Here is a 15,156-nt window from a genome sequence, read left to right as displayed (position 1 = left end):
GTTGTTTGCTCTGCTGTTAATGGCATTAAGCAGCAGCACTCTGTTGCACTATCATCGCGCACTGGCGCTAGGATTCAGCCAGCAATGGTATCAGCGTGAGGCATGGCGGGTTGCTGAGCAACGTCTGGCAGGGCATGAAGTGGCGGGCTGGACATCCACGCTGCAACAGCAGAGCGGCCCCTCAGGCTGCACCCTGGAGCGGGCTGAAGTAACGGGGCCCTGGCAGCGCAGTGCCAGCCTGAAACGACTGCGCTGTTAAACATCGCGGGTCGCCCTTTTAATGGGTTTCAACCGCGATACGCGGTAAAGTGACAGAGCCGCAATACCGCAGTCACGTTCTGAGTTATCACAGGAGTTTTCATGTTTCACGTTTATCACTCAAATCAGCTTGATGTGCTGAAGATTCTGGCGGCTGCGGTGATTAAACATGATCCTCTTGATGATCCTTTCGCCTCAGAAATGGTGCTGGTGCAGAGCCCGGGTATGGCGCAGTGGCTGCAAATGGAGCTGGCGCAAACCTTTGGTATTGCGGCTAATATCGAATTCCCGCTGCCCGCCAGTTTTATCTGGGAGATGTTCGTCCGCGTTCTGCCTGATATTCCGGTAGAAAGTGCCTTCAGTAAGGCCAGCATGGCCTGGAAGCTGATGCACCGTCTGCCGGTGATGCTGGTGCATGAAGAGTTCACCTCTTTACGCCACTATCTCCATGACGACGGCGACAAGCGAAAACTGTTTCAGCTCAGCTCCCGCGTGGCCGATCTGTTCGACCAGTACCTGGTCTATCGTGCCGACTGGCTCAACAGCTGGGAGCGCGGCGAAACCATTGAGGGGCTGGGCGACGCGCAGCGCTGGCAGGCCGCACTCTGGCGCGATCTGGTGAGTTATACCCAGGCGCTGCGTCAACCTGAATGGCACCGTGCCAACCTCTATTCGCGATTTATCCAGACGCTGGAGCAGGCGAAAAGCACGCCGGAAAATCTGCCCAAACGGGTCTTCATTTGTGGCATCTCTGCGCTGCCGCCGGTCTATCTGCAGGCGTTGCAGGCGCTGGGACGTCACATCGACATCCATCTGCTGTTCACCAATCCCTGCCGCGATTACTGGGGCGACATTCAGGACTATGCGTTTCTGGCGAAACTGCAAAGTCGTCAGCGCCGACGTCATGGTGCCGATGAATCTCGTGGACTTTTCCGGGATGCAGAGCAGGCACCAGCGCTGTTTAACGATGCTGGCGAACAGCAGCTGACCAACCCGTTACTCGCCTCATGGGGCAAGCTGGGCCGCGACAACCTGTTTCTGCTCAGTCAGATGGAGTCGAACGACGACATTGATGCGTTTGTGGATGTGGAGCCGGACAACCTGCTGCACTGTATGCAGCACGATCTTCTCAACCTGCAGGATAACGCCGTCATCGGACTGAATGCGGCTGAACTGGCGCACAGCGATCAGAAGCGCTGCCTGGATCCGGAGGATCGCTCAATAGCGGTGCAGGTCTGTCACAGCGCCCAGCGTGAAGTCGAAGTATTGCAGGATCATCTGCTGGCGATGATGGAAGCCGAGCCGACGCTGAAAGCGCGTGACATCATCGTCATGGTGGCGGATATCGACGCCTACGCGCCTTTTATTCAGGCCGTTTTCGCCAACGCACCTGCCGATCGCTATCTGCCTTTTGCGATTTCAGATCGCCGTGCCAGTCAGGCTCATCCAGCCATTGTGGCGTTTCTTACTCTGCTGGCACTGCCGGATAGCCGTTTTGTCTCAGAGGATGTGCTGTCGCTGCTGGATGTCCCGGCGCTGGCATCCCACTTCTCTATCGATGAAAGCGGCCTGCGTTTACTGCGGCGCTGGGTCAGTGAGTCTGGTGTTCGCTGGGGGCTGGATGATGCCAGCGTAGAAGCCCTGTCACTACCGATTACCGGCCAGCACACCTGGCGCTTTGGCCTGCAGCGTATGCTGCTGGGCTATGCGATGGAGAGCCACAACGGTGACTGGGAAGGGATTCTGCCTTATGACGAGTCGAGTGGTCTGGTGGGGGAACTGGCGGGCCATCTGGCAGAGCTGCTCTCCCGGCTCAATCACTGGCGACAGCTGCTGGCTGAACCCCGGCCACTGACGGCCTGGCTGCCCCTGTGCCGGGAACTGCTGAACGCCTTTTTCAGCCCCGATGCAGAAACTGAGGCCGCCTTGTTACTGGTGGAAGAGCAGTGGCTGCAATTGATTGAATATGGCATGGATGCTCGGTTTGAAGAGGCGATTCCGGTGGCGCTATTGCGCGATGATCTGCGCAGCCGGCTTGATCAGCAGCGCATCAGCCAGCGATTCCTGGCCGGACAGATTAACTTCTGTACCCTGATGCCGATGCGCTCCATTCCTTTTCAGCTGGTCTGTCTGCTTGGCATGAATGATGGCGTCTATCCGCGCACCTTAGCGCCGTTAGGCTTTGATCTGATGCAGCAGCAGTCCCGCAAAGGCGACCGCAGCCGCCGCGATGATGACCGTTATCTGTTCCTGGAGGCGATGATCTCGGCACAGCAGCAGCTCTACATCAGTTATATCGGGCGGGCGATTCAGGACAATACGGAACGCTACCCTTCGGTGCTGGTCACAGAACTGCTGGATTACATTGGACAGAGTTTTTATCTGGACGGTGATGGTCATCTTGAACTGGATGAGAGTGCCGAACGGGTGCGGATGCATCTGCAGCACCTGCATAGCCGGATGCCGTTTGCTGCGGAGAACTTCCAGCCAGCGGCCAGACTACAGAGTTTCGCTCGTGAGTGGCTGCCTGCCGCGCGGGGAGCGGGGCAGCCCCAACCCGATTTTGTTCAGCCGCTGGAGCCGCCGCTCATTGATGCGCTGACGCTGGAGGCGTTTCTACGCTTCTGGCGACATCCGGTGCGTGCCTGGTTCCATCAGCGGCTTGGCGTGAGTTTCTGGCTGGAGGAAAACGAACTGCCCGACAGCGAGCCGTTTGCCCTCGACAACCTGGAGCGTTATCAAATCAATGCGCAGTTGCTGAATGCCCTGGTCGAAGGCGAGGATACCCAGCGGCTTTATGCGCACCATCGTGCGGCCGGGAATCTGCCTTACGGCGCATTCGGTGAGCTGTTCTGGCAGGCGCAGCGCGATGAGATGCAGGAAGTGGCGGCAGAAGTGGTGACGCAACGCAGCGAAGGCGAGAGCTGGGAAGTGAATCTGCAACTGGAGCAGGTCAGCTTAACCGGCTGGCTGACGCAGGTGCAGGATGATGGATTGCTGCGCTGGCGACCTGGCGTACTCAACATGAACGACGGACTGTTACTCTGGCTGGAGCACCTTGTTTACTGCGCGCTGGGAGGCACCGGCAGCAGCAGGATGTTTGGCCGGCAGCAAAGCCGCTGGTGTTTCCTTGCCGTACCGCAGACAGAAGCGATCGCTGCGCTGAATGAGTATGTTGCTGGCTATCTCGCGGGTATGCGTCAGCCGCTGATGCTGCTTAACAAAAGTGGCGGCGCGTGGCTCACCGCCAGTTTCGACAAAAAAAGTCAGCAATTACTGACAGATGAGGCCACCCAGCTCAAGGCGCGCAATCGCCTTCTGACGGCCTGGTCAGGGAACTATCAGGTTGAAGGTGAAGGCAGCGATCCCTATCTGCAACGTCTTTGCCGGGTACTGGATGAACCACAACTACAGCAGATAACTGAGGCAGCACAGCGCTGGTATTTACCGGTGCTGGCTGCACATCAGGATGATGAATAGCCGATCAGAAGGCGTTTTGCTTACTGATTCATTACACAGCAATTTTGTTCTGCTTTGAGCCGCCGGGTCCGACATTGGCGGTTTATCGGGAAACGAGAGGGGTTTACATGCGGGTACACGCACGCTGGATAGCGGCGCTAATGTTAAGCCTGGCGGCTTGCACAGCACAGGCGCAGACATCTTCAGGCTGGCAGCCAGTTAACGATACCATTCGCAAAAGTGAACAGGATCCCCGTCACTATCAGGCTATCCGGCTGGATAACGGGATGACGGTGTTACTGGTTTCCGATGCTGTGGCACCGAAATCGCTGGCGGCGCTGACGCTGCCGATAGGATCGCTGGACGATCCCGATCAGCAGGCGGGACTGGCGCACTATCTTGAGCATATGGTGCTGATGGGCTCAAAGCTCTACCCGCAACCGGACAACCTTGCTGAATTCCTGAAAAAGCATGGCGGCAGTCACAATGCCAGCACGGCCTCTTATCGCACCGCTTTTTATCTGGAAGTCGAAAATGATTCGCTGGAACCGGCGGTCGATCGCCTGGCGGATGCGGTGGCTGAGCCACTGCTGGATCCGGTTAATGCCGACCGCGAGCGTCATGCCGTGAATGCCGAGCTGACCATGGCACGCTCGCGCGATGGCCTGCGTATGGCTCAGGTCGGCGCAGAGACGCTGAACCCGGCGCATCCGGCGTCACGTTTCTCGGGCGGCAATCTTGAGACCCTGAAAGATAAGCCGGGCAGCAAACTGCACCAGGCGCTGCTGGATTTCTATCATACGCATTACTCCGCCAACCTGATGAAGGCGGTGATCTACAGCAACAAACCGCTGCCGGAGATGGCGTCGATTGCAGCTAAAACCTTTGGCCGGGTACAAAACCATGACGCCAGCGTGCCGGAGATTACGGTGCCGGTGGTGACCGATGCGCAGCAGGGAATCATCATTCATTACGTTCCGGCGCAGCCGCGCAAGCAGCTCAAAATTGAATTCCGCATTGCCAATAACAGCGATCGCTTCCGCAGTAAAACCGACACGCTGATCAGCTACTTAATCAGTAACCGCAGCAAAAATACCCTGACTGACTGGCTGCAAAAACAAGGGCTGGCCGATGGGGTTAATGCGGGCGCTGACCCGATGACCGAGCGTAACAGCGGCGTATTTGCGATTACCGCTTCACTCACGGATAAAGGTCTGGCGCAGCGTGACGAAGTGGTGGCGGCGATATTCAGCTACATCAATCTGCTGCGTCAGCAGGCCGATGATAAGCGCTATTTCGATGAAGTTTCACACGTACTGGCGCTCGACTTCCGCTATCCCTCCATCACCCGCGATATGGATTACATAGAATGGCTGGTTGATACCATGCTGCGCGTGCCGGTTGAACACACGCTGGATGCGCCTTATCTGGCAGATCAGTACGATGCCGCCGCGATTAAAACCCGGCTGGAAGAGATGACCCCGCAGCATGCGCGCATCTGGTACATCAGCCCGCAGGAGCCGCATAACAAAACAGCCTATTTTGTGGCTGCGCCTTATCAGGTTGAGAAGATCACGCCACAAACCTTTGCCGACTGGCAGCAGCGCGCCAGCCAGATTACGCTGGCGATGCCCGTGCTGAATCCGTATATCCCGGATGACTTCACTTTGTTGCCGTCAGACGGTAAAACCTGGCAGCATCCGGTGAAGCTGGATAACGAAGACGGTATGCGCATTTACTGGATGCCCAGCCGTTATTACGCCAGCGAGCCTAAAGCGGCGATCACCCTGGCGTTACGCAATAAAAATGCCATCAGCGATGCCCGTCAGCAGGTGCTGTTTGGCCTTAATGATTACCTCTCCAGCCTGGCTCTGGATGAGCTTAATTCACAGGCTTCGGTGGGCGGCATCAGCTTCTCAACTGGCGAAGATGAAGGACTGGTATTCAGCGCCAACGGCTTCACTCAGCGTCTGCCCGTGCTGCTGAAGAAACTGGTGGAAGGTTATGCCACCTTCCAGCCGACAGAACAGCAGCTGGAGCAGGCCAAATCCTGGTATCTGGAGCGGCTGGACGCGGCGGAAAAAGGCAAGGCCTTTGAACAGGCGATTCAGCCGATGCAGCTGTTATCGCAACTGCCTTATACTCAGCGCGAAACCCGCCGTAAGCTGGTCAACACCCTCTCACTCCAGGATGTGACGACCTATCGCGATACGCTGTTCCGCGACGCCACGCCAGAGATGCTGGTGGTGGGTAACCTCAGTGCTGACAGCGTGAAGCAACTGGGGCATGAGCTTAAGCAGCAAATGCAGAGTAATGCGACCCGCGACTGGCACAGCCAGTATGTGACCATTAAAAAACCGCTGAAAGCTAACCTGCAGCAGCAGGGCAGCAGCACCGACTCCGCCCTCGCCGCGCTCTATGTGCCACTGGGATACGGTGAATATCAGAGCATGGCGCACAGCTCTATGCTGAGCCAGATTGTGCAGCCCTGGTTCTACAATCAGCTGCGAACCAAAGAGCAGCTCGGTTACGCGGTATTTGCCTTCCAGATGCCAGTGGGTCGCCAGTGGGGGATCGGCTTCCTGCTGCAAAGTAACAGCAAACAACCGGGCTGGCTGTTGCAGCGCTATCAGGCCTTCTATCCGCAGGCGGAAAAACGGCTGCGCAGCATGAGCCAGGCAGACTTTGCCCAGTATCAGCAGGCGATGATCAATGATTTGCAGCAGCGCCCTCAGACGCTCTTTGAGGAAGCAGATCGCTTTAACCGCGACTTTGATCGGCAAAATGATCAATTTGATACCCGGCAAAAAATGACAGAGCAGGTTCAGCGGTTAACCCCAGCTAGCCTGGCCGACTTTTTCCGACAGGCGGTGATCGAACACAAAGGCATGGTGATGACTTCGCAGATTGCCGGCATCGGCAATGGCAAAGTTGAATTTGCCCGCCAGCCCGGCTGGAAAACCTGGAATGAAGTGGCACAACTGCAGCAGTCGCTGCCGGTAAAGAGTGAGACCCAATGACGCAGTTACCTCCCGTATCGCTGAATCCTTTAACGCTGCCGCTCAAAGGCGAGCGGTTGATTGAGGCGTCAGCGGGCACCGGAAAAACCTTTACCATTGGTCTGCTCTATCTTCGACTGCTGCTTGGACTGGGCGGCGAAAACGCGTATAGCCGGCCGCTCTCGGTAGAAGAAATTTTAGTAGTGACCTTCACCGAGGCCGCCACCGCTGAGTTGCGCGGGCGCATCCGCGAGAATATTCATCAGCTGCGTCTGGCCTGTATTCGCGGCAAAAGCAGCAATCCGATGCACCAGTTACTGCTGGAGCAGATGCCGGATCTGAGTCAGGCCGCCGCGCAGTTGCTGGCGGCTGAACGGCAGATGGATGAAGCCGCCATCTTCACCATTCACGGCTTCTGTCAGCGGATGCTCAATCTCAACGCCTTTGAATCGGGCATGCTGTTCGAGCAGGAATTGATCGAAGATGAGCAGGCGCTGCTGAAGCAGTCGACCGCCGATTTCTGGCGTCGCCAGTGCTATCCACTAACGCTTGATGTGGCGCGGATTATCGCCGCAGAGTGGAGCGGTCCGGACAGCCTGCTGACGACGCTGCGTCCCTGGCTGCAGGGCGAATCGCCGGGCCTGAAACGTCCGCCCGCCGCTGGCGAGACGCTGGAATCACGTCACGCCAGCAATCTGGCACGCATCGAGGCTATCAAGCAGCAGTGGCAGACGCTCAGCGCCGATGTTGAGGGGATAATCAGCGCATCCGGCGTGGATAAGCGCAGCTACAGCAGTAAACATCTGCCCAACTGGGTCGCCCGTGTCACGCAATGGGCCAGCAGCGAAACGCTGGATTATCAGCTGCCCAAAGAGCTGGAGCGCTTTGGGCAGCAGGTGCTTGATGAGAAAACCAAAAAAGGTGAAGCCCCACGTCATTCACTGTTTGAGGCGATCGATCAGTTCCTGACCGAACCGCTGTCGCTGCGGGATGTGATCATTGCTCAGGCGCTGACCGATGTGCGTGCCACGGTGCAGCGCGAGAAACGGTTACGTGCGCTGTTAGGCTTCGACGATCTGCTGAGTAAGCTGGATGAGGCGTTGCAACAGCCCGGCGGCGTTTTGCTGGCAGAAACCATCCGGGCACGTTTTCCGGTGGCCCTGATTGATGAATTCCAGGATACCGATCCGCAGCAGTATCGTATCTTCCGCACGCTCTATATTAATCAGCCTGAACAGGCGCTGTTTCTGATTGGCGATCCCAAGCAGGCGATCTATGCGTTTCGCGGCGCGGATATTTTTACCTATCTGCGGGCCAGAAATGAAATCAGTGCTCACTACACGCTCGATACCAACTGGCGTTCTTCACCTGAGATGGTAAAGAGCGTCAACCGCCTCTTTTCTCAGCTCGATTCGCCTTTCCTGTTCTCGGCGATTCCCTTTCAGCCGGTTATGCCCGCTGCGCCCAATCAGTCGCTGCGGCTGATTTTTGATGAGCAGCAGCAACCGGCGTTACGGTTCTGGTTGCTGCCCGGCGATGGCGTCGGTAACAGCGATTACCAGCAGTTTATGGCGCAGCAGTGTGCGGCTGATATCAGCCGCTGGCTGGTGGCAGGACAGCAGGGACGCGCCTGTCTGGGCAAAGGCGAGGCGCTGCAGCCGGTACGGGCTTCCGATATCACCGTACTGGTGCGCAGCCGCAACGAGGCCGGTTTAATTCGCGATGCGCTGAATGCGCTGTCGATTCCGTCGGTCTATCTCTCCAGCCGGGACAGCGTCTATACCACGCCGGAAGCGCGCGAACTGCTCTGGTTACTGCAGGCTATACAGGCACCTGAACAGGAACGTCTACTGCGCAGTGCGCTGGCGACCTCTATTTTTGCCATTGATGCGGCAACGCTCGACGCGTTGACACAGAATGAACGCGAATGGGATGCGCTGGTGGAGCAGTTTGCCGTCTGGCAGCAGCTTTGGCATCAACGCGGGGTGTTACCGATGCTGCGTGATGTGATGATCAAGCGGCAGCTTGCAGAGAATATGCTGGCCTCGGAGAACGGTGAACGTCGGCTTACTGACCTGATGCATCTGGGTGAACTGCTGCAGGAAGCCTCGGTGCAGCTGGAGAGTCCGCACGCGCTGGTGCGCTTCCTGGCGCAGCAGATTGCCCGGCCAAACAGCCAGGCCTCAAGCCAGCAGCTGCGTCTGGAAAGTGACCGCCATCTGGTGCAGATTATCACCATCCATAAATCAAAAGGATTGCAGTATCCGCTGGTCTGGCTGCCGTTTGCCGCCGGGTTCCGCGAGGCCGCCAGCGCGCTCTATCACGATCGCGACAATTTCACGGCGCTGCTCGATGTGCAGGGCGATGCACAGAGTCTGGCACTGGCCGAAGAAGAGCGTCTGGCGGAGGATCTGCGTCTCCTCTACGTGGCGCTGACCCGTTCTGTTTATCACTGTAGCGTCGGCATCGCACCGCTGATCAAAGGCACCCGCAAGAAAGAGGGCGAAAGCGATCTGCACAAGAGCGCACTGGGCTACCTGGTGCAGCAAGGTCAGGCGGCTGATGCGCAGCAGCTCAGCCAACGACTTAATGCGCTGACCGGTGAGGGCATTGCGCTGGTTGAAGAGGATCTGATTCCGGGCGAAATGTGGCAGGATACTGACCAGGGTGATGAGGCATTAAGCAGCCGCGACGTGACCCGCGCGCTGGCGGATGTCTGGCGGGTAACCAGTTACTCCGGCCTGCAACAGCATCACAGCTCGCCGCTGCTGGATGCGCTGCCCAACTTCGATATCGATGCGGCGGGCGAAGAGGAGAGCGGTGAAGAGGCGGCATTGACGCCGCACCACTTTCCGCGCGGTGCCGCACCCGGCACCTTCCTGCACGGTCTGTTCGAGTCGATCGACTTTACCGAGCCGCCGGATCGCGTCTGGCTGGAAGATCAGCTGCAGCATAATGGCTATCCGCTGAGCTGGTTGCCGGTCATTGAACAGTGGATTGATCGGGTGTTACATACGCCGCTCAACGCAGAGGGGCTGATGCTGTCGGCAATCAAAAGCAGTGAACGGCTGATCGAGATGGAGTTCTATCTGCCGATCAACAATCTACTAAAGGCCGCCGATCTTGACGATCTGCTGCGCCGGCATGATAGCCTCTCTCGGCAGACCGCTGCTCTGGATTTTCGTCAGGTGCGCGGCATGCTGAAGGGTTTTATCGATCTGGTCTTCCGCTGGCAGGGAAAATATTATCTGCTCGATTACAAATCGAACTGGCTGGGTGACAGCCACGCCGCTTACACGCCAGAGGCGATGGCGCAGGCGATGATTGGCCACCGCTACGATTTGCAGTATCAGCTCTATACGCTGGCGCTGCATCGCTACCTGCAGCATCGCCTGCCGGGCTACGACTATCAGCAACATTTCGGTGGTGTGTTTTATCTGTTTTTGCGCGGGATGGATGGCAGCTCACCGGACAACGGCATTTTTGCCACCCGACCGGACGAAGCCTTTGTGGAAGAGATCGATGCACTGTTTGGTGAAACCGGGGAGATGTTATGAGTGACATGCTGAGTCTGCTGCTGCAGGCGGTAGAGAAGCGCCTCCTGCGGCCACTGGATATTCAGTTTGCCCAACTGGTGGCGCCGGAATCACAGCCTGCGCTGCTGCTCGCGGCCGCCTGCGTAAGCGCCGAGGCCGGTGAAGGGCACGTCTGTTTACCGCTGAGCAATCTCAGTGAAGCGAACCTGTTTGCCGGGCGTCAGCCTGCGCTGGCCCAGGCTATCTGGCAGGCTGCTGGCGCACCGGATGACTGGCCATCACGCTTTGCTGACTGGCCAGCGGTCAGTGACGGCAGCCGGGTCACGCCGCTGGTGCTGAGTAACCAGCGTTTATATCTGCATCGACTATGGCAAAGCGAAGGCCGGGTCGTCGACTTCTTTGCTGTGCAGGACATGAAAAACGTGTTTGATATCAGTGCAGCAGGCGAAGTACTTAACAACCTGTTTGGCGACCAGCCGGAGAACTGGCAGAAAATTGCGGCAGCCGTAGCGCTGACCCGCAAGACGGCGGTTATCTCCGGCGGGCCGGGTACCGGCAAAACCACCACCGTGGCGAAACTGCTCGCCGCCCTGATTCGCCTGAATCCCGGTGCACTGCGAATTCAGCTGGCGGCACCGACCGGCAAAGCTGCCGCGCGGCTGACCGAGTCACTGGGCCAGGCGCTGCAGGAGCTTGCGGTCAGCGACGAAGAGCGGCGGCGTTTTCCCGCCGAAGCCACCACGCTGCATCGCCTGCTGGGCGCGCAGCCCGATACCCAGCGACTGCGCTACCATGCCGGTAATCCACTACATCTTGATGTGCTTGTGGTGGATGAAGCGTCGATGGTCGATCTCTCAATGATGGCAAAGCTAATTGCCGCGCTGCCTGCCCATGCCCGCGTGGTGTTTCTGGGCGATCGCGACCAGCTGGCTTCTGTTGAAGCGGGTGCGGTGCTTGGCGATATCTGCCGCTGCACGGAAAGCGGCTACAGCCTGGCGCGGGCAGAGCAGCTCGCTCTGCTGACCGGCTGCAGCCTGCAGGGCAGTGATGATGCGCAGGCTCCGGCAGTGCGCGACAGCATCTGTCTGCTGCAAAAAAGTTATCGTTTTGATGCCACATCCGGCATCGGCCAGCTGGCAAAAGCGATTAACCAGGGCGATGCAGAGCAGGTCAGGGCAGTGTTTGCTGCGGCCCATGAAGATGTCAGTTACCAGCCGCTGAACAGCGCGGAAGCGTATCAGGCGATGCTGGATGAGGTCGCTCAGGGCTATCAGCCCTTCCTGCAGCTTATCAGACAGCAGGCACCGCCCGCTGAAGTGATTGCCGCTTTTGGCCGTTATCAGCTGCTCTGTGCGTTACGTGACGGGCCATTTGGCGTGCAGGGTCTGAACCAGCGTATCGAGCAGCGACTGATGCAGCTGCAGCGCATCCGTCGTCCTGGCATGGGCAGCCGCTGGTATGAAGGGCGTCCGGTGATGATTACCCGAAATGACAGCGCGCTCGGCCTGTTTAATGGCGATATCGGCATGACGATGCGGGATGAAGAGGGCAACCTGAAGGTCTTTTTCCCGCTGCCGGATGGATCGATCAAGGCGATTCAGCCGAGCCGGTTGCCTTCACATGAAACCGCCTGGGCAATGACAGTGCACAAATCGCAGGGCTCGGAGTTTGAACACACCGCGCTGGTCATGCCTACGCAGTTTCTGCCGGTGCTGACGCGTGAACTGGTCTATACCGCGATTACACGTGCACGGCGGCAACTGACCATCTACAGCGAACCCAGCGTATTTCAGCGTGCCGTGCAGCTGCAAACGCAGCGGCGCAGCGGTCTGGTGGAGCGACTGGGGGAAACCGGCTGAGAAGAGAGGGGACAGACCACCGTGGCGGTGACTGCCCCTTATGGATTAGATCAGGTGAGGTCGGCCATCAGCACTTTTGAACGGCGCTGATAGTTGTACATCTCTTTTTTACTCTCAGGCAGTGACTCGATATCCACTGGCGTAAAGCCGCGCTCCTGGAACCAGTGGATGCTGCGTGTGGTTAGCACAAACAACTTTTCAAGCCCCATCTGCTTCGCCTGCAACGCCACGCGCTGCAACAGCATCTCACCGCGTGAGGAGCTGCGATAGTCAGGATGAACCGCCACACAGGCCATCTCGCCAATCTTCTCATCCATAAATGGATAGAGTGCGGCACAGGCGATGGTCAGATTGTCGCGCTGAATAATCGTAAACTTATCAATCTCCATTTCCAGCTGCTCGCGTGAGCGACGCACCAGAATGCCCTGCTGTTCCAGCGGACGGATCAGTTCAAGGATACCGCCAATATCGTTGATATTGGCGCGACGGATCTGCTCGGCCGACTCCATAACGATCTGTGTACCGATACCGTCGCGTGAGAAGAGCTCCTGCAACAGCGCACCATCTTCCTGATAACTGATTAAATGGCTGCGTCGCACGCCACTGCGGCAGGCTTTCACCGCGCCACGCAGGAAGCGAACCGTTCCGGAAAGATAGTCGCCTTCCTGTTCAATCTCGTCGATACGGGCCTGCGCATCATTCGGGAACAGCTCAGAGATGATTTCACCTTCGCTGTTCAGCACGCCCTGCTCAGAGCAGAAGCCGATCATTTTTTCCGCTTTGAGCTTAATCGCCAGCTGGGTGGCAACCTCTTCCGAGGTCAGATTAAAGCTCTCGCCGGTAACAGAAACCGCCACCGGCCCCATCAGCACAATGGCATCGTTATCCAGCTGGCGATGAATCGCCTCTTCATCAATACGACGGATACGCCCGCTGTGGCAGTAGTCCACGCCATCATCCACGCCCAGCGGCTGTGAAATAATGAAGTTGCCGCTGACCACATTGATATGTGCGCCCTGCAGTGGGGTGTTGTTGAGACTCATTGAGAGGCGGGCAGTGATATCTAACTGCAAGCGGCCGGCAGCCTGCTTCACTAACTCCAGCGATTGCGCGTCGGTCACCCGGGTAAATTTATGATAAACCGGCTCCAGCTGCTGCTGGGCGAGGCTGGCATCAATCTGCGGCCGGGCGCCATAAACCACCACCAGGCGGATGCCCAGACTGTGCAGCAGACCGATATCATTAACGATGCCAGAGAAGTTCTCATGCTCAATCGCTTCGCCACCGAGCATGATGACAAAGGTTTTACCCCGGTGGGCATTGATATAGGGAACGGTATGGCGAAAACCCTGAACCAGTTCGGTACTACGTTCCTTCACGGCCAACCCTCAATGAATGTTTATTCGTATTTTTTGTATTTTTATGCTTTTGCGCCCGATTTTGCAAGTCTTAATCCTGACGAAAATTTACGTTTTTATGGATGTCAAAGCCGCTAACAGCCTGCATTATTTAGGGTTTCCGGAGTGACATCATGCTGCGGATTGGATAAAGTTTTCGCCGCCATTTGATTAACTGGCGATTTTTTAGACATAACACAGCAGCTGGAGCGGCATGTCAGACGGTAATTCCCAATTTTCACGCAGACGATTTTTACAGGGGACAGGCGCCTTACTGCTGTTAAGCGTCAGCCGCGCAGGGTTGGCGGCGAAGAATCACATTGTGGCGGTGCGAATCTGGCCCTCATCTACGTACTCGCGCATGACGCTGGAGTCCAGCGTCGCGCTGAAGTACAAGCAGTTTGCGCTGAGTAATCCCGAACGCCTGGTAATAGATATTCAGGGCCTCCATCTCAATTCTGCCCTGAAAGGGGTGGATAAACAGGTGCGGGTCGACGATCCCTTTATTAAAAATGCCCGGGTCGGCCAGTTCGACAGCAACACGGTGCGGGTCGTTCTTGAGTTAAAGCGCAACGTCGCGCCGAAGATCTTTAACCTCTCGCCGGTCGCCGGGATCAATCACCGGCTGGTAGTCGATCTCTATCCGAGCCAGAACCCGATAGAAGAGGATCCGCTGCTGGCTCTGCTGAAAGATTATAACCAGGGCGAACTGGAGAAAGATGAAGGCGTGCAGGCACCGTTGCCGGGCAAAGCGGGGCGTGATCGTCCGATTATCATCATGATCGATCCCGGTCACGGCGGGGAAGATCCGGGCGCGCATGGCAAATATAAAACCCGCGAGAAAGATATTGTGCTGAAGATCGGACGGCGGCTCAAAGCGCTGATCGATAAACAGCCCAACATGAAAGCCTATATGACGCGCAATGAAGATGTCTTTATTCCACTGCGCGTCAGAGTCGCCAAAGCCCGTAAACAGCGCGCCGATCTCTTTGTGTCGATTCATGCGGATGCCTTTACCAGTCGCGCAGCTCGCGGTTCTTCGGTGTTTGCCTTATCGACCAGCGGTGCCACCTCTGCAGCAGCACGTTTCCTGGCACAGACGCAGAATGAATCTGACCTGATTGGCGGCGTTAGCAAAAGTGGCGACCGCTATCTTGATCACACCATGTTCGATATGGTGCAGCGCCAGACGATTCATGACAGCCTGAAGTTTGGCAAAGAAGTGCTGCATCGCATGGGGCGCATCAATCATCTGCACAAACGCACCGTGGATCAGGCCGGATTCGCAGTGCTGAAAGCCCCGGATATCCCGTCAATCCTGGTAGAGACCGCGTTTATCAGTAATGTGGAAGAGGAGCGTAAGTTGCGAACCACCCGCTATCAGCATCAGGTTGCGGAGGCGATTCTGGAGGGCATTAAGGCTTATGTGAAGAGTGGGGCGGCATTGGCCCATCGGTAATGGAGAGTGCGGTTAGACACGGCTATCCGCGCGCTTTTCAGGGCAGAAAGGAGCTAAAGAGGCGTTTTGGGAACGTCAGAAACAAAAAAACACCCTTTCAGGTGTTTAAATGATTGGTTGCGGGGGCCGGATTTGAACCGACGACCTTCGGGTTATGAGCCCGACGAGCTACCAGGCTGCTCCACCCCG

7 protein-coding genes are annotated in these 15,156 nt (G+C 57.2%); 6 read left to right on the top strand and 1 reads right to left on the bottom strand.

Annotated elements, in window-relative coordinates:
• The first annotated feature begins 19 nt into the window (after positions 1-19).
• The 5 genes from AC2LB6_RS16115 (at position 20) to recD (ending at position 12,111) form a co-directional block, all read left to right on the top strand.
• Positions 20-259 carry a prepilin-type N-terminal cleavage/methylation domain-containing protein gene (locus AC2LB6_RS16115; protein WP_490094306.1) on the top strand — a complete coding sequence of 80 codons (240 nt, stop codon included), beginning with the start codon at positions 20-22 and terminating at the stop codon, positions 257-259.
• Between the two features lie 101 nt (positions 260-360).
• A complete protein-coding gene (recC, locus tag AC2LB6_RS16110; RefSeq protein ID WP_490094264.1) occupies positions 361-3,738 on the top strand; it encodes an exodeoxyribonuclease V subunit gamma in 3,378 nt (1,125 codons plus the stop codon).
• Between the two features lie 107 nt (positions 3,739-3,845).
• On the top strand, positions 3,846-6,737 hold the full coding sequence (gene ptrA, locus AC2LB6_RS16105) for a pitrilysin (protein WP_490094263.1): 2,892 nt from the start codon (positions 3,846-3,848) through the stop codon (positions 6,735-6,737).
• Positions 6,734-10,273, top strand: a complete 3,540-nt coding sequence (recB, locus tag AC2LB6_RS16100; RefSeq protein WP_490094262.1) for an exodeoxyribonuclease V subunit beta — start codon at positions 6,734-6,736, stop codon at positions 10,271-10,273. The genes ptrA and recB overlap by 4 nt, the downstream gene beginning before the upstream one ends.
• The gene (gene recD / locus AC2LB6_RS16095) at positions 10,270-12,111 is read left to right on the top strand and encodes an exodeoxyribonuclease V subunit alpha (RefSeq protein WP_490094261.1); all 1,842 of its coding nucleotides are present in this window, start codon (positions 10,270-10,272) and stop codon (positions 12,109-12,111) included. Before recB ends, recD begins: the two co-directional genes overlap by 4 nt.
• Before the next feature lie 50 nt (positions 12,112-12,161).
• Here recD and argA read toward each other — a convergent pair whose 3' ends face one another.
• Complete coding sequence (gene argA, locus AC2LB6_RS16090; protein ID WP_090965782.1) at positions 12,162-13,490, bottom strand: amino-acid N-acetyltransferase; 1,329 nt, start codon at positions 13,488-13,490, stop codon at positions 12,162-12,164.
• A gap of 232 nt (positions 13,491-13,722) precedes the next feature.
• Between argA and amiC the strand changes: the two genes are divergently transcribed.
• The gene (gene amiC, locus AC2LB6_RS16085; RefSeq protein WP_490094260.1) at positions 13,723-14,967 is read left to right on the top strand and encodes an N-acetylmuramoyl-L-alanine amidase AmiC; all 1,245 of its coding nucleotides are present in this window, start codon (positions 13,723-13,725) and stop codon (positions 14,965-14,967) included.
• The last annotated feature ends 189 nt before the right edge of the window (positions 14,968-15,156 follow it).

Source organism: Pantoea sp. RCC30.1, from assembly GCF_058148845.1.
The sequence above is the reverse complement of the archived record's forward strand: the minus strand, read 5'-3'. Positions and strand labels throughout refer to the sequence as shown.